Genomic DNA, 20869 nt, shown 5'->3' with positions numbered 1-20869 from the left:
CTCAGCCCTTCTCGTCGTTCCCGCGCTGGCGTTGCGTACGCTCGGCGATTCCGCTGGAGAGCCTGCCCACCACCGACCTGGTCCGGCCGAAGGTCTCCACGCCGAAGTGCTTGGCGGCGTCGACGCCCTCCGTGCCGGTCACGAGCATCTTGTCCCGCACCTCCACGCCCGTATCGAGGACCTTGTCCCGCACCTCCACGGCCGCGTCCAGCCACCGTCGCGCGTCCAGCGACTGCCGGTCGCGCGCGATGCCGAGCCTGCCGTGGAAGTCGACGACGACGGTCGCGACATGGTTCCTCGACTGCACCGTCGCCCGGGACGAGGTGGGGTTCAACAGCACCTTCGTGTTGGCCGTGCCGGCAGCCGCGTCCATCCGGGCCATCAGCCGCTCGGTGCTGCGTGAGATGAGTTCCAGCCGGTTCTGCCGTGCCGCCCGGAGCGCGAGCAGATGCTCGTCCATCTCCTCCGGAGACGCGTCCAGCACCCGGTCGAGTTCGAGCACGGCGACCGCGTCCTGAAGCTGGAAGCAGCGAGCCAGCACGGCGAGCCACTCCTGAACCCTCAACTCGGCTTCCCTGCAGGTCTTGGCGAGGTCGGCGACCTTGGTCTTTCGCTCCATCTTCTCCGCGAGCGCGTCGAGCTGACGCAGCGCGTACGCCTGGGTGCGGGCGATCGTCACCGGCGTGGCCTGGACCTTCGACCAGGTGACCTCGGAGACCCGGCCCACCCGGTCCCGGATCGTCATGGCCTCCCCGATCACGAGGTCCACCCCGATCATGTCCGCCAGCACGGCATCCTTCTGGGCGCGGAGCACGTCGTCGACCTTCTCGTCGATCAACGCCAGATACTCGGTGATCTCCTCCATGCTCTGCTTCATCGCGAGCTGCGCCATGAGCCCCGCCGCACCGGTCAGCAGCGCCGGGTTGCTCAACAGCGCCCCTGGAGTCGTGACGATCTCCAGAAGCCCCTTGATCTTGCCGTTCTCGGTCAGCACCGCCCGGCTGAAATCCGACTCCGAACCCTTCATGAGGGGGAACTGCTTCATCGCTCGCGCGGACTCTTCGGTCAACTTCACCCAGCGGCCCGAGTTGGCGGAGATCTCGGCCCCCGCCCTCGCGACGCTGGATCCGGCACCGAGGGCGGACCGGAGCCGCTTCAGCCCGAGATCCTTCGACGGCAGCCGCTCAGCGGTGAGGAACCGGTCGACGGCCGCCGGATTCCCGATGACCGCGAAGCCATCGCCGTCACTGATCAGCTGGATCTCGTCGTCCATCGTCGGCTCCTGAAGTGTGGGCGGGGAAAGCGGCACAGGACGGCGCGCGTCGAGGGACCGCAGCGACTCGTCCATCGGCCGGCGGCGGTCAGCGTAGTGGGCAGGTGGGAGGCTGTGCGCCGAGCATCGCGGCTTCGTCCTGTCGTGAATGCGACTCGCCATCCGTCCACGACGACCACCGTGCACGCGGAGCGGCGCAGGACGATTGCGGACGGGCGCCTGAACTGGGTCGTCGACAGGGCCGCGCTGAACGACGCCCGTGGCTCGCAGGCCGACGGCGGCGGTCGACGGGCGTACGGCTGTGGGCTTCTCCGCAAATCCGTCGACCAGCCAGGAGGCGGCCTACCGGGACGGCAGCGGTGCGACCGGGCGGACCGCGGCGAACTGCGAGTGCTCGTACCGGGTGGCGGAAAGCAGCAGTAGCCACTCGTCGCAGCCCTGCCACGGGTAGAGGTCGGCGGCGCCGCCGCGTACGGTGCGGGGCCCGTCGCCGGTGCGTGGCCGGGCGTCCGTCGGTGCGTCCGCGAAGCCGGGGATCCACACGTCGGCGCAGATCTCGCCAGCCGAGCCCATCGCGGCCAGGCCGAAGGCGTTCTCCCCGGCGGCCGTGCGCTCCTCGTCGCCGAAGTCGTCGAGGACCTGATCCTCGTCGGGTTTGCCGTCACCGCGGAACGTCAGGGTGGTGGTGCCGGCGCGGGCCGCGTACTCCCACTCGGCCTCGCTGGGCAGCCGGAACGGCAGGGCGTCGAGCAGGTCGTCCAGGTCGTCCTCGAGGCGGGCGGTGGTCGTGTCCTCGTCGGCGTAGTCGTCCTCGTAGTCGGGCAGCCAGTGCCGGACCTGCGCGACCGTCAGCGGGTGCCGGGCGATCAGGAACGGTGCGACCCGCACCTCCCGCACGGGCTGGGCGTCCTTGGCGGCGGCGAAGAAGGGCTCGATCGTGTCTTCGACTTCGCCGCTGCGCTCGATGGCGCGTACGGCCTCCAGTTCCGCGTCGGACAGACCCATGCGGAACGTGCCGCCGGGCACCTCCCGGAACACCACGCCCGATGCGGTGTGCCGCCAGGCCGGACGCCCGGCCACGATCTCCTCGGTCCACATGGCGCCGAACGCTAGCAGCCGAGGCGTTGTGCCGGGGCAGGGATAAGGAGCCAGGCAAGGCGATCTAAACCACGAGTAGGACGTTTCGCAACATGGTGCGAGCCGGTCCTGCAATTCGTGAGCGGCTCGCAAGAGCATCGATTGCGCCGGTTTGCTGGGCAGCTACCTCTCTGGGCGCTGTCCGAGGTTCGACACCACGGCTCGCTGCAGCACCGCAGTCGTGCCCAGCACCGTCCCCGCCGGCCCGTCGGCGGTGTCCGCCACGAGGTAACTGCGCTCACCGAGGTATTCGTACGTTTGTTCATCGAAGATCCACTCTTTGCGCTGGCTCCGCTCGGTGTGCGCGACAGCCACCCCCCGCCGCCCGGCCGCGTCCGTGACCCCGCGGACCACCTCGACCCCCGGAATCTTCGCCGCGGCCTGGTAGAGCGCGACAGTCGTCTGTGGCGGTACCAGCGACTCACGCAGGATGTCGCCGATCGCGGTAAACGCCGCGCCGTCGCGGCTGTTGCCTCTGCCACGCTCGTCGCGCTCCCGGTAGAGCTTTTCCAACAGGGCGTCCGGATTGCTGGGCAAATCTACGAGTGCCGCGTTCGGCGTCACGTCCGTGAGCGTCTCCCGCTCCGGGATCACACCGATGATCGGTACGTTGAGGAACGGCTGGCGGAGCAAGCCGTCACCGCGCTCGTTCCGCGGGATCCAAATCTCCCGTTCGTGCACCGGCTGCAGCCGCGCCGGGCCGTCACCCAGTTCGGCGAACGCACCCCGGCTCCTGATGTAGACGTACTCTCCCTCGCCGGATGTTGGGTCTGGCGTGTCGGCGGCCGCTGCGGCCATCCGGTTGAGCAACAACGTCGCGCCGCTGCGATCGCCCTGCTCTACCGTCACGATCAGCGGCGCGCTGTCTGGCGCCCACGGCTGGGCGATCGCCCCGGCCGCAACCGCGACCGCCAGCACGCCGGCCGCGGGCGCGAGCACCAGCATCCGCCGTGGCCGCCGGGCCGGCCGCTCGATCTCGTTCATCAGATGATGCCGCAGTGCCTGCCGGCGCAGCGCCGACATGGCCGGCACCTGGGGGGCGGTGGGCTCACTCATCGGTACTCTCCCTGCTCGACGGGGATCATTCGGGTACGCGCCATCTCCTGCTGTGCCAGCACCCGCAGCCGGGTCCGGGCCCGCGACAGCCGCGAACGCACGGTCCCGACGGGTACACCCAGCGCCTCGGCCGCCGCCGCGTAGTCCAGTTGCGACCACACGCAGAGCAGGAACACCTCCCGGTCCGCCCGGCGCAGCGCCCGCAGTCCCGCCATGACCGCAGCCACCTGGCCGGCATCGTGCATCCGGGCGACCACCTCGTCAGCGAAGTCCGGGACGGTGTCGCGTACGGGCAATCGCCGCAATGCCTCCCGGTGCCGGCGCGCAGCCCGCCTGCGATTGCGCAGTACATTGGTGGCGATCCCGAGCAGCCACGGCCGCAGGCTGTCTCCATCCGGATGCAAGGATTCGCGAATTCGCCACGCCTCAAGGAAGGTCAGCGACACCACATCCTCGGCCTGAACCGGATCATCCCCACTCCACACCGCATGCCGATAGACCGCATCGGCATGCTCATCGAAGAGCTCACCGAACGCATCGGTGTCTCCGGCCCGGATCCGGACCCGCATCTCAGCTGTCACATCTGTACCTGTCCGCAGCCGCCCCCGAGTTCCACCATCGGGGACATTCCCCAGGCGGTGAGGTCGTGCGTCGAGCCCGGCAGTGCCGGGCGCGGTACGCACCGAGCTGCGGCGCGTGCACCGCCGCGGCGAGTGACGCGATCACCAGCGCGTAGCCGTTCGGGTGGCTGATGTGCGGGGCTGCGGCGCGCAGGGTGTGGTAGGTGCCGAGGACGTTGACGCCGTTTGTCCGCTCGAACACGTCCGGGTCGCCGCCGACCAGCGGCAGTTGGGCGGCGACCCCGGCGTTGGCCACGACGACGTCGAGCCCGCCGAGCCGGTCCACCGCCATCTCGACCGCAGCGTCGACCTGGGCTCGGGAGCGGACGTCGCAGCTGCTCCACGGGGCGTCGCCGCACGCCGCCGACACGTCGGCCAGCAACTCGGGCTCCAACCCGACGACGGCGACCCTGGCGCCCCGCTGGTGCAACCGACGGGCCAGCGCGGCACCGATCCCGCGGGCGCCACCGGTGACGAGGACCCGTCTGCCGGCCAGCGACCGGGAACCACCACTCATGGCGGAATTATAGATATCTCACGATGGACGAACGCGCGAGGCCCGGAACTGCCCGCGCAGTGACATCGGCGTCGGTGCTCGGCACTGAAGGTTCCGGGCCGCTCACCGCTCCGGCTCGGGGTCCTGCCGTACGGGCTCGTCGGCGGTGCGCCCGTGGCTGAGGAAGTACGCCCCGACGGCGCCGGCGAGGGTGCCGAACACCACCACGGAATAGACGGCCAGCACCAGTTCGAGTATCTGCGCGAACGTGTCGGTGGCGCCGAGCGGCACGCCGGTGATGGTGGTGAGCGCGGCAGCGTGCAGGGCCCGCCCGTGGGTCGGGTAGGAGCCGGTGAGCGTCAGCAACTGCCCGGCGGCCAGGATGACCGTCACCGTCACGACGGCGAGCCAGGCCAGCCGGTCGGTGAGCAGTCGGCCCGCCGAGCGGGAGCCGCGTACGGCGGCGGCGACCACTCCGGCTCCCCGGGCGGCGCGAAGCGCGATGGCCGCGCGGGCGAACCGCAGGAAGGGTACGGCGAGGAAGATCACCTGCCACCAGTTCCGCTGCCAGAACTGTCGGGCGCGGTGTCGGTACAGCCAGGCACGCAGGGCGAACTCCGCCACGAACACGGCCCACAGGATCCAACTGATGATGGTGAGGATGGTGCTGAGCGGCTCGTCGCGGGTGAACGCCTGCACGAGCACCAACAGCAGGAACAGGAGGCCGAGGATCCCCATCGGCTTGTCGAGCCGGTCGGTGAGATCGTCGAGACGGGAACCGTCCTCTCGACGGTTGTGCGCCCGGGCGGCACGTCCGCCCTCACGCTGGGGGCGGTCGCCGTCTCCGTCGGAGTGCCCGGCCGACACGCTCACGCACCACAGGGATGGGTCTCGGCAACGGCGGGAGCGGGCCGGACCGCCCGCGACGCGTCCCGCCGGCAGCGGGCACCGTACCCTTGCCTCCCACTGGTCACGATCGTCCGCATGATCTGGCTCCTCGGGCCGGTGGTCGCGACGTTGTCGACAACCGACCGTAGGGGCTCGGTCGCGCCCTGACCGCCCGTTTGCGTCAAGTGCCGAATCTTCGGCGGCTCCCGCTCCCGCGCTGACGGCACATCACGCCCCAAATGATGTCTATCCCTCAATGCCGTTGGTAGGGTGCTGCGGTGCCTCCCCCTTCCACCGTCAGCGCGCCACCGGGCGAACGCTCCCTGACCTCCGAATCCACGCCCTCCACCGCCCGACAGGTGCGGCGCGCCCGCTTCAGCGAGTCCGGTCTCGCGTGGCTGATGCTGCTGCCCTCGGTGGGGGTCTTCGCCCTGTTCGTGTTCTGGCCGCTCGGGCGGACCCTGTACCTGTCGGTGCACGGCAACGACATCTTCGGTGCCGCGTCCGAGTACGTCGGCGCGGCGCACTACCGGGACATGCTGTCCGGGGAGTTCGGCGGGGTGTTGGCCACGACGGCGCTGTTCACGCTCTTCTCGGTGGTGCCGGCCGTGCTGGGCGCGCTGTTCGTGGTGCTGCTGCTGGAGGCGCGCATCCGGGGCGTACGGGCGCTGCGCACCGCGTTCGCGCTGCCGTTCGCGTTCTCGGTGGCGACCGCGTCGGTCATCTTCGCCGTCATCTACAACCCGGCGATCGGGGTGGCGAACGGCCTGCTCGGCTCCCTCGGCATCGACCGGGTCAACTGGCTCACCGACCCGTCGATCGCGCTGCCCGCCGTCTGCGCCGCGACGGTGTGGATGAACTTCGGCTACAACATCCTCGTGCTCTCCGCCGGGGTTTCGGCGATCTCGCCCGAGGTGGTCGAGGCGGCGCGGCTGGACGGCGCGACCGGCTGGCGGCTGGCGACACGGATCACCGTGCCGCTGCTCTCCCCGCAGCTGTTCTTCCTCGTCGTGGTCTCCACGATCCACGCGCTGCAGAGCTTCGGGCAGATCCACATCCTGACCAAGGGCGGGCCGGACCAGGCCACGACGACCCTGGTCTACTCGATCTACGAGAAGGCGTTCGCCTTCGGCTCCTCCGACTTCGGCGCGGCCAGCGCGCAGGCCGTCGTGCTGCTGGTCATCATGCTCGGCTGCACGGCCGTCCAATTCGGCGTCCTCGAACGGCGGGTCCACTACCGATGAAAAAGCTCAACCTCGGGCGGATCGCCGTCTACGTCGTGCTCGGCCTGGCGGCGATCCCCGTGCTCTTCCCGGTCTACTACGGCTTCGTCGGCGCCGTGATGGGCCCCGGCGACCTGGCGACCTACCCGCCCGCGCTGGTGCCGAGCGCGCTGCACTGGCAGAACGTCACCGACGTGTTCAGCTCGGTGCCGCTCGGCCGCTTCTACGCCAACTCCGCCGTGCAGGCCGGCGTCATCACGGTGGCGCAGGTCGTCACCAGCATCTTCGCCGCGTACGCCTTCGCGTTCCTCCGCCTGCCGGCGAAGGCGGCGACGTTCAGCCTCTTCCTCGCCACCCTCATGGTGCCGTGGGAAGCGATCATCATCCCCAACTACCTGGCCATCTCCGACTGGGGCCTGACGCGCGGCGGGCTGACCTACCTCGGCCTGGTGCTGCCGTTCCTCGCCTCGGCGTTCGGCACGTTCCTGCTGCGGCAGGCGTTCCTTCAGTTCCCGACCGAGCTGCGCGACGCCGCCGTGATCGACGGGTGCGGCCACTGGCGCTTGCTGTGGCGGGTCATCGTGCCGCTGTCCAAGCCCTCCATCGCGGCGGTCGGGGTCTACGTCTTCCTCTCGGCGTGGAACCAGTACTTCTGGCCGCTGATCCTCATCCGCGACACCGAGTTCCAGACGCTGCAGATCGGCATCTCCCAGCTCAACGACGCCGAGGCGGCGCAGCCGGGTCTCGTCCTCGCCGGCGTCGCGTTGTCGCTGCTACCCACACTGGCCGTCGTCATCTTCGGCCAGCGCTACATCGTCCGCGGGCTGACCGCCGGGGCGCTGCGTTGAACCATCGAAAAGGAGAACCCATGAGAAGACCTCGGCTCCGCCGTAGCGCGGCGGCGATCGTCGCCGTCGTGGCCGCCGCCGCGCTCACCGCCTGCGGCGACTCCGGCTCCGGCACCGACGGCGGCAGTGGCGCGCTCGACGCGCCCGGCGCCGAGGTGCTGGAGAAGGCCACGGACAAGACCACGATCGAGTTCTGGCACGCGATGAAGGGTGCCAACGCCACCGCCGTCGACCAGTTGGTGGCCGACTTCAACGCCCAGAGCGGCGGCAAGGTCGAGGTCAAGGCGGTCTTCCAGGGAAGCTACGACGAGACGATCGCGAAGTACAAGGCGTCGGTGCAGCAGAAGAGCACGCCGGCCCTGGTGCAGATCTACGACATCGGCAGCCGCTTCATGGTCGACTCGAAGCAGGTCGTGCCGATGCACAAGTTCATCGAGAAGGACGGCTTCAACGCCGGCGACATCGAGCCCAACATCGCCAGCTACTACTCGGTCGACGGCAAGCTCTGGTCGATGCCGTTCAACTCCTCGACGCCCCTGCTCTACATCAACAAGGAAGCGTTCGAGCGGGCCGGCCTCGACCCGACGAAGCCGCCGAAGGACCTCACCGAGATCGGCGAGCTGGCGAAGAAGCTCACCGTCAAGGACGCCAGCGGCAAGACGGTCCAGTACGGCTTCAACGCCGCCATCTACGGCTGGCTGGTGGAGCAGTTGCTCGCCACCGACGGCAAGGAGTACTGCGACAACGGCAACGGGCGCAAGGGCCTGGCCACGAAGGTGCAGTTCGACCAGGAGACGGCCGTACGCGTCGCGCAGTGGTGGACGGACCTGGTGAAGGGCGGCTACGCGACCAACACCGGCCGCAAGACCGACGACGCCCAGGCCGCCTTCAAGTCGGGCACCGTCGCCATGCACCTGGAGTCCACCAGCGTGCTGCGCGGCTACGTCGACGCCGCGAAGGGCAAGTTCACCGTGCTCACCGCCCCGTACCCGAAGGTGAGCGCCTCCTCCACGGGCGGACCGATCATCGGTGGCGCCTCGCTGTGGATCAACGGAGTTGGCCACAGTGACAAGGAGAAGCGGGCCGCCTGGGAGTTCGTGAAGTTCGCCTCCGGGCCCGTCGAGCAGGCCAAGTGGCACACCAGCACCGGGTACGTGCCGATCAACGCCAAGGCGCTCGACGAGCAGATCGACAAGGACTGGATGGCGAAGTTCCCCCAGTTCCGCACCGCCGTCGACCAGCTGCACGCGCTGCCGCCGTCGGTCGCGTCGGCCGGCTGCCTGCTGGGCGTGATGCCGCAGGCCCGCAAGGCGTCCGAGGACGGCCTCGAGGCGGCCATCGTCGGCAGCAAGCCGGCCGAGCAGGCCATGAAGGACGCGGCGGCGAGCGTGCAGGGCGCCATCGACAGCTACAACAAGTCGGTCGGCTGACCACCGCACCGCGCTGATCGTCGGGAAGGGCCAGTTCCGCCGGGACTGGCCCTTCCCGCTGCCCGCCCGCCCTCCCACCGGCGCCCGGCCGGCCGCCGATCGCGCACCTCGTAGGGGCGGGCGTGCGGGCGGTTCCTAGGGTGGGGCTCGTCCGTCGATCGAGGGAGAGACCGTTGGCGCCGTCGCACCGCCCACCCCGTTGGAGCCTGGCAGGGGCAGCCCTGGGTCTGCTCGTCGGGCTCGCCGCCTGCACCGGCCCCCGGGCGGAGCCGCCCGAGCGGCCTTCGCCGCGCGTCGAGGTGACCCAGGAGAGCCTGCGCGGAAGCGAGGGCCAGGCGGAACAGGAGAGCCGGCCGCCGGTCTGGTCGGTGACTGCCCGGCGGATCGACCAGCCGCTGACGCAGCTCGGCCAGGTCGTCGTCGTGCCCGACGGGCGGGAACTGCGCGCGGTGGACCGCTCCACGGGGCAGGACCGGTGGCGTCACCCGTTCCCGGTGAGCTACCGGTACGCGGTCGCGGGCGACCTGATCGTCGTCAGCGCCAACAACGGCGGGCCGCTGGAGGTGCTCGACGCGGCCACCGGGGCCACCCGCTGGCGGGCGGAGGACACCCAGGACGTCGTCGTCCAGCAGCAGAACGTCTACAACCGGGCGTGCGTCGGCACCGGACGGTCCGCGAAGTGTGTGGTCGTCGCCCGGGACGTGCGCGACGGTCGTCAACTGTGGAAGCTGCCCGCCGACCGGTTCGCCCGGGTGACCGACGAGGCGATCGGCGTCCGCGCGCCGCATGCCGCGCCCACCGGGCGGTACGTGGCGGTGCGGCTGGACGGGCGCACCTACACCACCGTCGCGGCCACCACCGGCAAAGCCGGTGCCGGCCGGTTGCCGAGCCGCGCCTGGCACGGCTTCGTCGCCGGTGGCCTGCTGGTGACCACCGACCACGATCCGCCCCGCGACGACCGGCGGTGCACGGTCGACATCGCCACCGTCGACGCGGCCACCGGCGCCGGGGGCTGGTCCGGCGAGGTCTTCAGCGGGCGTCGCGAGGACGGCGAGTGTGTCAAGCGGCTGGCGCACGACCGCAGCGGCCTGACCATGATCGGGGCCGGTACCCGGCTCGTCGCGGTCACCGCCGCCGGCCGGCCCCAGGCGGTGGACCTGCGCACCGGAAAGACGCAGTGGGAGGCCGCCACCCCCGGTGTGCCGGTCGACGGGGACGACCGGTCGGTGCTGGTGCGGCGCACCGCCGACGGCGGCGAGCTGGCCCTGCTCGACGCGGCGACCGGCGCGACGCGGTGGAGCGCGCCGGATCCGGGGTTGGCCGGCAGCTCGGCGAGCTGGCGGTCGAGCGTGACCCGACGCCTCGTGGCGGTCAGCGGCGCGGTCGAGCAGCGGCCGGTCGTGCTCGTCCACGACGTGTCGACCGGCCGCCAGCTGGGCCGGTATCCCGGTTGGCTCGCCGGCGCCGGGGACGACTGGGTGGCGGTCAGCCACTCCGGGGGACCGGACGGGATCGCCCTGGACCTGTACGTCTTCTGAACCGGTCCACCGGGAGCGGCGGTCGGCCGGCCGCCGCTCCCGGTGGACCGGGCAGCGCCGCCCGCGCGACGCGGAGGCGATGGTCCCCGGCCCGCCCGGGCCGGGGACCATCGACGGATGCCGTCGCTGCGGCACGCCACCTCAGCGCAGGCGGGCCTCGATGGCCTCGATGACGCGCGGGCGCAGCTCCGCCGCGCGGATGACGGCGTCGACGGAACCGACCTCGACCGCGCGCTGGATGTTGTGCACCCGGTCGAACTCGGCCGCCACCTCGCCCAGCTTCTCCACGCGTACCGAGGAGCGCAGCTCGTCGAGCTCCGCCGTCAGCGCCGCGCGGTCGGTGCCGGAGGCGGCCGCGACGCGGGCCTCCAGCTCCCGCACGCGCGGGTCGGCGGCGGTACGGGCGTTGACGTCGCCGGAGAACACCACGGCGGCGGCGGGGGCGCCGCCGAGCACCGAGGCGAACGAGCCTTCCAGGGCGAGCACGGTCATGTTCGGGTTCAGCGCCTTGGAGAAGACCACGAACGCGCCCCCGTGGTAGCGCGAGATCACGCAGAACACGATGGGCCCGCGGAAGTTCACGATGGCCCGGCCGATCTCCGCGCCGTACTCCAGTTGCAGGTTGCGCATCGACTCCGGCGAGCCGTCGAAGCCGGACAGGTTCGCCAGCACCACCAGCGGCCGGTTGCCGCTGGCCGCGTTGATCGCCCGCGCGGCCTTCTTCGACGAGCGCGGGAACAGGGTGCCCGCGGTGTAGGTGTCCGGGCCGTCGGTGGGCGGGAAGCCGCGCCGCGGCACCGCCCGCGACTCGATGCCGATGAGGCACACCGGCATGCCGCCGAGGTGTACGTCCTGCACCGCCACGGTCTCCGCGTCGGCCATGCCCGCCCACCTTTCCAGCACCGGGCGGTCCTGGTCGGACAGCGCGCGCATCACGGTCCGGATGTCGAACGGCTTCTTGCGGTCCGGGTTGGCGCCGGCGGAGAAGATCTCGCCGACGGTGGTGAAGTCGCTGCCCGCCACGATGTGCGGGAAGCCGGAGATGTCGCGGTCGACGGGGTCGCTCGTACGCGCCCGCCGTGGCCGCTGCTCGCCCGGCACGACGTACGTGTGCTGGTAGTGGGCCATCAGCACGTCGCGGGCGGCGGCCAGGTTCGGCGCCCAGTACTGCGCCTGCCCGTTCGGGCCCATCACCCGGTCGTAGCCGCCGATGCCGAAGTTGTCCTCGGCCGACACCCCGCCGGAGAAGTCGAGCGACTGCTTGCCGGTGAGCACCATCGCCGAGTCCGGCGTCATCACCAGGATGCCCTTGGTGTGCATGAGCATCGTCGCCTCGGCGTTCCAGTACGGCTGCGCGCCGACGGTGATGCCCGCTACCACGATGTTGATCTCGCCGCCGTCCTGGGTGAACTCGACGATCCGCTTGAGCGCCGCGGCCACCCAGTCCATGTTCTCGGTGCCCGACTCCATGGAGATCCGGGCGCCCGCGGACAGCGCGTACCACTCCAGCGGCACCTGCATCCGCTCGGCCAGGTCCAGCGCGGCGATCACGCGGCAGCACTCCGGCTCCGACAGCGCGCCGAGCGCCTTCGTCGGGTCGCCGAGCAGCACGACCCGGGTGACGCCCTGCGGGTGCCGGCGGGTCGGGGTGCTCACCACACCGGCGACGATCGCCGCGCTGTTGCGCCCCTTCGGCCGGTCGACCGGCACCAGCGCGTGGTTCTCGTCGAGGTCGTGCTCGACGAAGGTGCCGAGCAGGTCGGTCAGCTCGTACGGGTACACGGCGTTGCGGCTGCTCGCGCGCAGCACCTTCTGCCGGTAGTCGTCGAGCGGCTCGACCGGCTCCTCCGACGGCTCGCCGACGGTCAGCTTCGTGCCGCCGGTGGCGTCGAACGCGATGCGTACGGCGATCTTCGTCAGCTCGCCGGTCCTGGCGTCGCGCTGCCGCGCGATGAACAGGATCTCCTCCAGCCCGGCGCCCGCGGTCGTCGGCAGCACGCGCTGGGCGATCATCTTCAGCTCGGCGCGGGTGAGGTCGCTCGGCGGCCAGACGTAGACGACGATCCGGTTGGTGCTGAAGCGCTTGCGCGACGGGCGCCGCGACTGCGCGCGGCGGATCGAGTCGAGACAGGTGGCGAGCACGTCCTCGGCCGTCGGCAGCGCCACCAGCCGGCCGTCGTGCTCGCGCAGCTCGGCCAGGTCGCGCACCTGCGCGAACGCGACGAGGCGGTCGTCCGACGGGTTCTCCCGCGCGACGCACTGGTAGAGGTAGACCTCCTCGTCCGACGACGGCAGCCGGGTGAGGTCGAACCTGCTCAGCCGCTCCATCTGCATGCGCTGCGCGATGTACGGGTGCAGGCCGCGGATCAGCCGCTCCTCGCTCATCCCCATGGTCGACGGGCGGAACGTGAAGTGGTGGTGCATCACCGCGCCGCTGCGGCCCGCGACGGTGGTGGTGAGGCGGCGGACCTGGTTCGGCAGCGGGTGCGCGTTGACGACCTCGTGCAGCGCCGCGGCCATCGCGTCGAAGTCCTCCGGCTGCCCCTCCCACGCCAGGTAGATGTCGACGTCGATGGCGTCGTGGCCGCCCGCCAGCTCCGTGAGGCCGCGCAGCGCGCTGCCCAGCGCCTCGAAGCGCACGGCCGAGGAGACCACGCACGAGTCGGCCCGCTCGGCGACCACGAACGTGCAGCCCTCGACCTTGCTGGTGCGTACGCCGGTGAGGCCCTTGTTGCCGTAGTAGCGCCGGGTCAGCACCTCCAGCATGACCGCGTTGTCCAGGTGGTCGCGGACGAGCCGCTGGCCGAGCAGCCGCACCAGCGGCTCGGTGGAGCGCACCATCTCGGCGATGCGCTCCGCCCGGTCCGGCGCGTCGGGGTGCGCGTCCAGGTGGCGCAGGTGCCGGCGGACGTCGGCGTAGACGCGGGCGCGGTTGCGGCGCAGCAGCGGCTGGGCGAACCAGGCGAACACGACGCCGCGCGCGAGGTCGGAGACCACCGGGAAGCGCACCTGCGTCGCGGCCACCAGCCGCTCCAGCGCGAGACCGGCGGGCTCACGAAGCGACTCGTCCGGCGGCGGCTCCCGCAGCCAGGCGCGCAGCAGCGTCGCGACGACCGTGGCGTCGGCGGACGCGCGTTGCAGGGCGAGGAAGATCCGGAAGACGGCGGCTTCCAGCTCGGGGGAGCGCTCCAGCTCGGTGACGCCGTAGTGGCCGAGGGCCTTGGCGAGCTTGGCCTGGAAGGTCTCCGGTAGGCCGGCCCGCTCGACGTCGAGGTACTGCAGGTAGGTGTGGAAGTACTCGCGGGCGCTGGGCACGTGGCCGCCGCCGTCCTCGCCCGTCGGCCGGTTGCGGCTCAGCTCGGTGAGGTCGGCGAACACCTCGATGAGGTCGAGCTCCTCGGCCAGCGGCCGGTGACCCGCCTCGGTGGCGCCCTGGCGCGCGGCGAGGTAGTCGTCGAGCAGCCGACGCTCGTCGTGCGGGTCGACGTCGAAGCCCAGCAGCAGGCTGCGCAGGTCCTCCTGCCCGCGCGTGGCGCGCTCCCGCGCCGGGACCGCCTCGGCGGCGACGGGCAGGTCCAGCTCGACGGACTCGGCCGAGGTCTCCGCGGCCTCGGCGTCGTCGCCGAGCGGCTCCAGCCGCAGCAGCGGCGCGCCCGCCTCGACCTGGGTGCCCACCGACACGACGCATTCCCGCAGCCGCGCCCGGAACGGCGCGCGCAGCACCGTCTCCATCTTCATGCTCTCCAGCACCAGCACGGGCGCGCCCGCCTCGACCTCGGCGCCGACCAGCAGCGGCGTCGCGACGACCAGCGCCGGCATCGGCGAGCGCAGCACGCCGCCCTCGTCGCGGCTGACCCGGTGCGCCACGCCGTCCACCTCGACCAGGTGGATCGGCCCGTGGGTGCCGATGAGCAGGCGGTAACGGGCGCCGTTGACGACGATCTGCCCGGAGTGCCGGTCGAAGCGGTCCAGCTCGACGTCGGCGGTGCGCACGGCGCCACCGGCCTCGATGCCGACGCGGAAGCGGTGCGCGCCGACCCGCGCGACGCGTACGCGGTAGCCGGCGCCGCGAAGCTTGAGGTCCAGCGGCCGGCCGCTCTCGTGCTGCACCTGCGGGCGCCCGCCGAACGCCGTCGACAGCAGCCGCTGGCGCTCGACGCGTTCCTCCTCCTCGTACGCCTCGATGGCGGCGGCCGCCAGCGCGACGGCGGAGTGCCGGTGCGTGACGAGCCTGCCCTCGCCCCGGACACGGTCGATCCAGCCGGTGTCCGCGCTGGCGTCGATCACCTCCGGCTGGTCGAGCAGGTCGAGCACGAAGCTCTTGTTCGTCGCGCCACCCTCGATGATCACCGTGGTCTGCGCCATCGCGCGGCGCAGCCGGCCGAGCGCCTCGTCGCGGTCGCGGCCGTACGCGATGATCTTCGCGATCATCGAGTCGAAGTCGGCGGGGATGGTGTCGCCCTCGCTGACGCCGGTGTCGACGCGGATGCCCGGGCCGGCGGGCAGGTCGAGGCGCGCGATGCGGCCGGGGGAGGGCGCGAAGTCGCGGTCGGGGTCCTCCGCGTTGAGCCGGGCCTCGATGGCGTGCCCGCGCTCCACCGGCGGCCCGCCTTCGAGCCGCCCGCCCGAGGCCACGTGCAGCTGCGCCTTGACCAGGTCGAAGCCGGTGGTGGACTCGGTGATCGGGTGCTCGACCTGAAGGCGGGTGTTGACCTCCAGGAACGCGAACAGCCGGTCGCCGGGGTGGTAGAGGAACTCCACGGTCGCCGCGCCCCGGTAGGCGACCGCGACGGCCAGCCGCTCGGCCGACGCCTTCAGCTCGGCCGTCTGCTCAGGACCGAGCACCGGCGACGCCGACTCCTCGATGACCTTCTGGTTGCGCCGCTGCACGGAGCAGTCGCGGACGCCGAGCGCCCACGCGGTGCCCTGGCCGTCGGCGATCACCTGGACCTCGACGTGGCGGGCGCCGGTGACGAGGCGCTCCAGGAAGACGACGCCGCTGCCGAACGCCCGGGCGGCCTCCTGGCTGGTGCGCTCGTAGGCGTCGGCGAGCTCCGCCTCGCTGGTGATGACACGGATGCCGCGCCCGCCGCCGCCGGCGGTCGCCTTGAGCATCAGCGGGTAGCCGATCTCGGCGGCCGCCGCCAGGGCGGCGTCGAGGGTCTCGACCGCGCCGCGGCTCCACGGCGCGACCGGCACGCCGACCTCCTCGGCGATCAGCTTCGCGCCGATCTTGTCGCCGAGCTTGCGCATGGCCTCCGGGCTCGGCCCGACGAAGGTGACACCGACCTTCTCGCACAGCTCCGCGAACGCCGGGTCCTCGGCGACGAAGCCCCAGCCGACCCACGCGGCGTCGGCCCCGGTCTCGACCAGCGCGCGCTCCAGCACCTTCAGGTCGAGGTACGGGCGCGCGGACGCGGGACCGAGGTCGTAGGACAGGTCCGCCTCGCGGACGAAGGTGGCCGTACGGTCGACGTCGGTGTGCAGGGCTACGGTCTCGATCCGTGTCCCGGTCTCCGCGGCGATGTCCCGTACGGCGTGGATGAGCCGCATGGCGGCCTCACCGCGGTTGACGATGGCGACACGTTTGAACACTCGACCAAGCCCTCCTGTAGAAACCCATGATGTGCCATGCCGCCACGCCGCGGCACCTTCGGCAGTGTCCACCCTTGCATCCCGGGATCAGAACCCCAGGGGTCCGCCTCCCTTCGCGCGTGGCGCGACAGCACGTGCCTGACCAGCGGAAACGCAGCCTCCGCTGGGAGCTTCTTCCTGATGCGTGGCGGGATCTTCCATTTGCTGGGACGCCGGGCCGGCAGGCGTCCCCGGAACCCCTACCGCCGCGACGGGGGCCGGCGCGGCACTGGGGTCGGTCACCGGGTCGTGGCGCACCGTGGTCAGGTGGGCTGTGAACTGCGTTACCTCGCCGTCGGACGGGAATGGGATCGTCGGATCCGGATTTGCAGCCAGGTGTGACTCCTACACCGCTGACGGGCCGGCCGCGCGACGACCGGCCGGAGACGATCCGTTGACCGCCACCGTCGACACCGGCGAGGCTCCGGCGGCCCGGCCGACGCCGGGCGAGCTGATGAGCCCCCGGCAACGCCTGCGGCTCGTCCTCGTCCTCGGGTCGCTGACTGCGGTGGGCCCGCTGACCATCGACATGTACCTGCCCGCGCTGCCGGCCATCGTCGCCGACTTCCAGACCACGTCGGCGGCGGTCCAACTGACCCTCACCGGCACCCTGGCGGGCCTCGCCATCGGCCAGTTGCTGATCGGCCCGCTGTCCGACGCCGTCGGCCGGCGCGCGCCGCTGATCGCCGGCGTCGCGCTGTACGTCGTGGCGTCACTGCTCTGCGCCGTCGCACCGAGCGTCGCCGTCCTCGGCGGCCTGCGGGTGGTGCAGGGCCTCGGCGTCGCCGCCGCCTCGGTGGTCGCCATGGCCGTGGTCCGCGACCTGTTCGACGGCGCGGCCTTCGCCAAGCTGCTGTCGCGGCTGCTGCTGGTCATGGGGGCGGCGCCGATCCTCGCCCCGACCCTCGGGGGCGGCCTGCTGCGCTGGACGGACTGGCGTGGAGTGTTCATCGCCCTGGCCGCCTTCGGCGTGGTGCTCGTCGTGGTCGCCGCGCTGGGCCTGCGCGAGACGCTGCCCGCCGAGCGCCGCCGGCGCGGCGGGGCCGTCGCGACGCTGGCCGTGTACGGCGCGCTGCTGCGCGACCGTACGTTCGTGGGCCTGGTCCTGGTCGCCGGGCTGGCCATGGCGGCGCTGTTCGCGTACGTGGCCGGGTCGTCGTTCGTCCTGCAACAGCAGTACGGCCTGGACGAGCAGCAGTTCGGGCTGGCCTTCGGAGCCGGTGCCGTCGGGCTGATCGCGGCCACCCAGTTCAACGTACGGCTGCTGCGTCGGCACTCGCCGCAGCGGATCCTCGTCGTCGCCCTGGGCGCGGGGAGCGTGGCCGGCCTGGCGCTGCTGGCCTTCGCCGTGACCGGGATCGGCGGGTTGCCCACCCTGCTCGTGTCGCTGTGGGTGGTGCTCGCGGCGGCGGGCCTCGCGATGCCGAACGCTCCGGCCCTGGCCCTGTCCCGCCACGGCGAGGCGGCCGGCACGGCCTCCGCGCTGCTCGGCGCCGTGCAGTTCGGCGTCGGCGCGCTGGCCGCGCCCCTGGTGGGCGTGCTCGGCACCGGCGCGGTCGCCATGGCCGTCGTCGTCGCGGGCGGCATGCTGGCGGCGACGGCGGTCCTGCTCGTCGTGGTGCGTCCGGCCCGCCTCGCCGGCCTCGAACCGGATGCGGTGGTCCTGGCGGCGCACTGAGCGGGTGCGCGCCGCAGCGGTGCGGGTGGCGGCCGGCGTCGCCGAGTGGACGGCCCGCCGCGGCTGGCTCGGCGGGCCGTCCATCGTCGAAGCGTGGCCGGGCGCCGAGGCTCGTGCCGGCGGTGGCCGCGCGACAGGTCAGCGGGGCTGCTCGGCGAGCCCCCGGATGCCCTCGAGGGTGCCGGTCATGGCTTCGCGCAGGGCGTCCAGCCGGCGTTCGATGATCTCCTCCTCGTGCTCCGGGGCCTGGTCGATGACCAGGCTCAGCCCGGTGCGGGTGGGGCCGATGCGCACCGAGTGCGACAGCCGGCAACCGTCGCCCTCGGGGGTGAGGCGGTACTGCCAGGTGGCCCCCGGGCGCGTGAGGTCGACGGGGCCGCCGCCGAAGCGGTTGTCCGGGTCGGTGACGACCCAGCCGAAGACCCGCGGCTGGTCGAACTGCACGACGTGCGAGATGGTGCGCCACTCGCCCAGCGCGGGATGCTGGTTGTGCCCCTCGAACCGGGCTCCGAGGGCCGGCCCCCGGCTGCCGTCCAACCAGCTCACCCGCAGCAGCTCCGAACTGAACCGCGCGGGCAGTTCGATGTCCGTGACCAGCTCCCACACCCGGGCGGGATCGGCTGCCAGGTGGAGGTCGCATTCGACCGCCGGGCCGTCGACGTAGCGCACGGCATCCTCCTTCGTGTCCTTCACGGTGCTCCGACGCTCCGGCCGCACCCCGCCGTCGCAAGGCGGGCGGCAGCCGCACCGGACAAGGATGGCCCCTGCGGGCCGATCGCGCTGCCCCGCCGGGCGCCACCTGCGTGGACGTCGGACCGGCGGCCGGGTCATGGCGGCGACGCGAACGGGTATGCCGTCGCATGGCAACCGAGGTCGTCGTGGTCGGCGCCGGTTTCTCCGGGCTGGCCGCCGCGCTCACGCTCGCCCGCGCCGGCGTACGCGCGCGGGTGCTGGAGGCGCGCGACCGGGTGGGCGGGCGGGTGCTCACCCGGTGGCTGGCCGACGGCACCCAGCTCGATCTGGGGGCCCAGTGGGTCGGCCCGACCCAGGAGCGGGTCAACGGGCTCCTCGCCCGGTACGGGATCGGCACCTTCGCGTCCGCCGCGTACGGCCCGTCGACCGTGCTGTTCCCCGACGGCCGGCACGCCGGGGCGCCCGAGGCCGCCGGCAGGGTCCTCGACCTGCTCGACGCGTACGCCGAGCGGGTCGACCCGGCCGCGCCGTGGGCGGCGGCGCAGGCCGTGGAGTGGGACCGTACGACGCTGGCCGGCTGGCTGCGCACGGCCGCGCCGGACCCGGCGACCGCCCGCTACCTCGGCCGGCTGCTCGCCGGCGGCCTGCTGGCCGCCGGGCCGGACGAGATCTCCCTGCTCCAGATGGCTTTCTACCTGCGCTCCGGCGGCGGCAGCCGGGCGCTGCTCGCGATGGCCGGCGGCGCGCAGCAGGACCGCGTCGTCGGCGGGCCGCCGGTGCTGGCCGAGGCGCTGGCCGCCGCCCTCGGCCCGGACGCCGTGCGGCTGGGTGCTCCGGTACGGGCGATCGCGCAGGACCACGCCGGCGTGGTCGTGCACACCGACACCGACCGCGTCGAGGCGGACGCGGTGGTGGTCGCCGTGCCGCCGACGCTGGCCGGGCGCATCCGCTACGACCCGCCCCTGCCGGCCCTGCGCGACGCGCTCACCCAGCGGATGCCGATGGGCTCGGCGTTCAAGGTCCACGCGGTCTACCCGGAGCCGTTCTGGCGCGCGGACGGCCGCTCCGGTGTCGCCGTCTGCCTCGCCGGGCCGGTCACCGAGACGGTGGACAACGGCACCCCGGACTCCGCGCGCGGCGTGCTGACCGCGTTCAGCTACGGCCCGGAGGCGAACGCGCTGCGGCGGATGTCCCCGGGGGAGCGCCGGGCGGGACTGCTGGACGCCCTGGCCGCCGTCGTCGGTCCGGCGGCCCGACGGCCCGAGGAGTTCGTCGAGTACGACTGGTCGGCCGACGAGTGGACGCGGGGCTGCTTCTGCGGGGCGCCGACCCCCGGCTCCTGGTGCGGGTACGGGCCGGAGCTGCGTCGGCCGGTGGGGCGGGTGCACTGGGCCGGCACGGAGACCGCCACCCGGTGGGCCGGCTACCTGGACGGGGCGATCGAGGCCGGCGAGCGGGCGGCCGCCGAGATCCTGGCGGGCGCGGGCCGCTGAGCACCGGCGGCCCGGCGCCGGCCGACGATGGCGGCGGGCGCCGGGCCGACCGGTAAGCTCGGGCGGGCCGTGGCGTCGGACGAGCGACCCACGGGTGACGGCGCGGGCTGAGCGGGGTGACGTGGTGGTGACAGCCGACTGGCAGGCGGGCGGCGCCGATGCCGCCGGGCCGGTACTGGCGCTGGCGGCCATCGCGGGGCGGCAGAGCCTGCGCGAGGAGGTGGCGCACGCGCTGCGCGCCGCGATCGTGGCGGGCCAGATCAGGCCCGGCACCATCTATTCGGCGCCCACGCTGGCGACGCAGTTCGGGGTCTCGCCGACCCCCGTGCGCGAGGCGATCCTCGATCTGGCCAAGGAGGGCCTGATCACGATCGTCAAGAACAAGGGCTTCCGGATCAGGTCCCTGTCGGAGCGGGAACTCGACGAGATCACGCAGATCCGGGAGCTGCTGGAGATCCCGGTGGTGGCCGAGCAGGTGGGCCGGCTCTCGGCGGAGCAGCTGCGCGAGCTGCGGGTGCTCGCGCAGGCCATCGTCAAGGCGGCGAGCCGGGGCGACGTGGTGGCGTACATCGAGGCGGACAGCGAGTTCCACCTGACCCTGCTGCGCGCGGGCGGCAACCTGCGGCTGGTGGAGACGGTCGCCGACCTGCGTAACCGCACCCGCCTGTACGGGCTCGACGCGCTGGTCAGGGACGGCCGGCTGGTCGACTCGGCGGACGAGCACGTCCAGCTCATGGACCTGTTCGCGGCGGGGGACCGGGACGGGGTCGTGAACCTGATGCGCGGTCACCTGCGGCACGTGCGCGGCATCTGGGCCGACCGGCCCGAGCGCTAGCCGGGGCGCGTCGCGCCGGGCCGGAAC

At 72.6% G+C, this 20869-nt stretch carries 15 protein-coding genes; 7 read left to right on the top strand and 8 right to left on the bottom strand.

Annotated features, from left to right (window positions below; genetic code table 11):
- Position 1: 1 nt before the first annotated feature.
- The 6 genes from GA0070610_RS14285 to GA0070610_RS14260 all read right to left on the bottom strand — a co-directional run bounded on the left by GA0070610_RS14285 (position 2) and on the right by GA0070610_RS14260 (position 5455).
- Entirely contained in the window at positions 2-1273 is a 1272-nt protein-coding gene (locus GA0070610_RS14285; protein WP_089000491.1) for a hypothetical protein, read from the bottom strand.
- A 342-nt stretch (positions 1274-1615) separates the two neighbouring features.
- Positions 1616-2371 carry a formylglycine-generating enzyme family protein gene (locus GA0070610_RS14280; RefSeq protein WP_089000490.1) on the bottom strand — a complete coding sequence of 252 codons (756 nt, stop codon included), beginning with the start codon at positions 2369-2371 and terminating at the stop codon, positions 1616-1618.
- A gap of 162 nt (positions 2372-2533) precedes the next feature.
- Positions 2534-3466, bottom strand: coding sequence for a CU044_5270 family protein (locus GA0070610_RS14275; RefSeq protein WP_089000489.1), 933 nt, complete (start codon positions 3464-3466; stop codon positions 2534-2536).
- Entirely contained in the window at positions 3463-4047 is a 585-nt protein-coding gene (locus tag GA0070610_RS14270) for an RNA polymerase sigma factor (RefSeq protein WP_231926117.1), read from the bottom strand. The genes GA0070610_RS14275 and GA0070610_RS14270 overlap by 4 nt, the downstream gene beginning before the upstream one ends.
- Positions 4037-4603, bottom strand: coding sequence for an SDR family NAD(P)-dependent oxidoreductase (locus GA0070610_RS14265; protein WP_197697855.1), 567 nt, complete (start codon positions 4601-4603; stop codon positions 4037-4039). Before GA0070610_RS14265 ends, GA0070610_RS14270 begins: the two co-directional genes overlap by 11 nt.
- Positions 4604-4705: 102 nt before the next feature.
- Positions 4706-5455 (bottom strand): hypothetical protein, encoded by a 750-nt coding sequence (locus tag GA0070610_RS14260; protein WP_197697854.1) that lies wholly within the window; start codon positions 5453-5455, stop codon positions 4706-4708.
- 293 nt (positions 5456-5748) lie between these two features.
- Here GA0070610_RS14260 and GA0070610_RS14255 point away from each other — a divergent pair, with 293 nt between their 5' ends.
- From GA0070610_RS14255 to GA0070610_RS14240, 4 genes are all read left to right on the top strand, one after another.
- Entirely contained in the window at positions 5749-6714 is a 966-nt protein-coding gene (locus GA0070610_RS14255; protein ID WP_197697853.1) for a carbohydrate ABC transporter permease, read from the top strand.
- A complete protein-coding gene (locus GA0070610_RS14250; protein WP_089000488.1) occupies positions 6711-7541 on the top strand; it encodes a carbohydrate ABC transporter permease in 831 nt (276 codons plus the stop codon). The genes GA0070610_RS14255 and GA0070610_RS14250 overlap by 4 nt, the downstream gene beginning before the upstream one ends.
- Before the next feature lie 20 nt (positions 7542-7561).
- Positions 7562-8971, top strand: coding sequence for an ABC transporter substrate-binding protein (locus tag GA0070610_RS14245; protein ID WP_089000487.1), 1410 nt, complete (start codon positions 7562-7564; stop codon positions 8969-8971).
- Positions 8972-9144: 173 nt separating this feature from the next.
- Positions 9145-10509 carry an outer membrane protein assembly factor BamB family protein gene (locus tag GA0070610_RS14240; protein WP_157747154.1) on the top strand — a complete coding sequence of 455 codons (1365 nt, stop codon included), beginning with the start codon at positions 9145-9147 and terminating at the stop codon, positions 10507-10509.
- A 141-nt stretch (positions 10510-10650) separates the two neighbouring features.
- Here GA0070610_RS14240 and GA0070610_RS14235 read toward each other — a convergent pair whose 3' ends face one another.
- Positions 10651-16104, bottom strand: a complete 5454-nt coding sequence (locus GA0070610_RS14235) for an ATP-binding protein (protein ID WP_089000485.1) — start codon at positions 16102-16104, stop codon at positions 10651-10653.
- 493 nt (positions 16105-16597) lie between these two features.
- Here GA0070610_RS14235 and GA0070610_RS14230 point away from each other — a divergent pair, with 493 nt between their 5' ends.
- Positions 16598-17821: a multidrug effflux MFS transporter gene (locus tag GA0070610_RS14230; protein ID WP_089003496.1), complete on the top strand. Its 1224-nt coding sequence runs from the start codon at positions 16598-16600 to the stop codon at positions 17819-17821.
- Positions 17822-17959: 138 nt separating this feature from the next.
- Here the strand turns inward: GA0070610_RS14230 and GA0070610_RS14225 are convergent, their stop codons facing one another.
- On the bottom strand, positions 17960-18514 hold the full coding sequence (locus GA0070610_RS14225; protein WP_197697852.1) for an SRPBCC family protein: 555 nt from the start codon (positions 18512-18514) through the stop codon (positions 17960-17962).
- Between the two features lie 167 nt (positions 18515-18681).
- Between GA0070610_RS14225 and GA0070610_RS14220 the strand changes: the two genes are divergently transcribed.
- Positions 18682-20007: a flavin monoamine oxidase family protein gene (locus GA0070610_RS14220; protein WP_089000483.1), complete on the top strand. Its 1326-nt coding sequence runs from the start codon at positions 18682-18684 to the stop codon at positions 20005-20007.
- A 127-nt stretch (positions 20008-20134) separates the two neighbouring features.
- On the top strand, positions 20135-20842 hold the full coding sequence (locus GA0070610_RS14215) for a GntR family transcriptional regulator (RefSeq protein WP_197697851.1): 708 nt from the start codon (positions 20135-20137) through the stop codon (positions 20840-20842).
- Positions 20843-20869 lie beyond the last annotated feature (27 nt).

The sequence above is a fragment of the Micromonospora echinofusca genome (assembly GCF_900091445.1).
GTDB classification, from domain to species: Bacteria; Actinomycetota; Actinomycetes; order Mycobacteriales; family Micromonosporaceae; genus Micromonospora; species Micromonospora echinofusca.
Note: the sequence above shows the minus strand (reverse complement) of the source record. Positions and strands in the feature narration are given on the sequence as shown.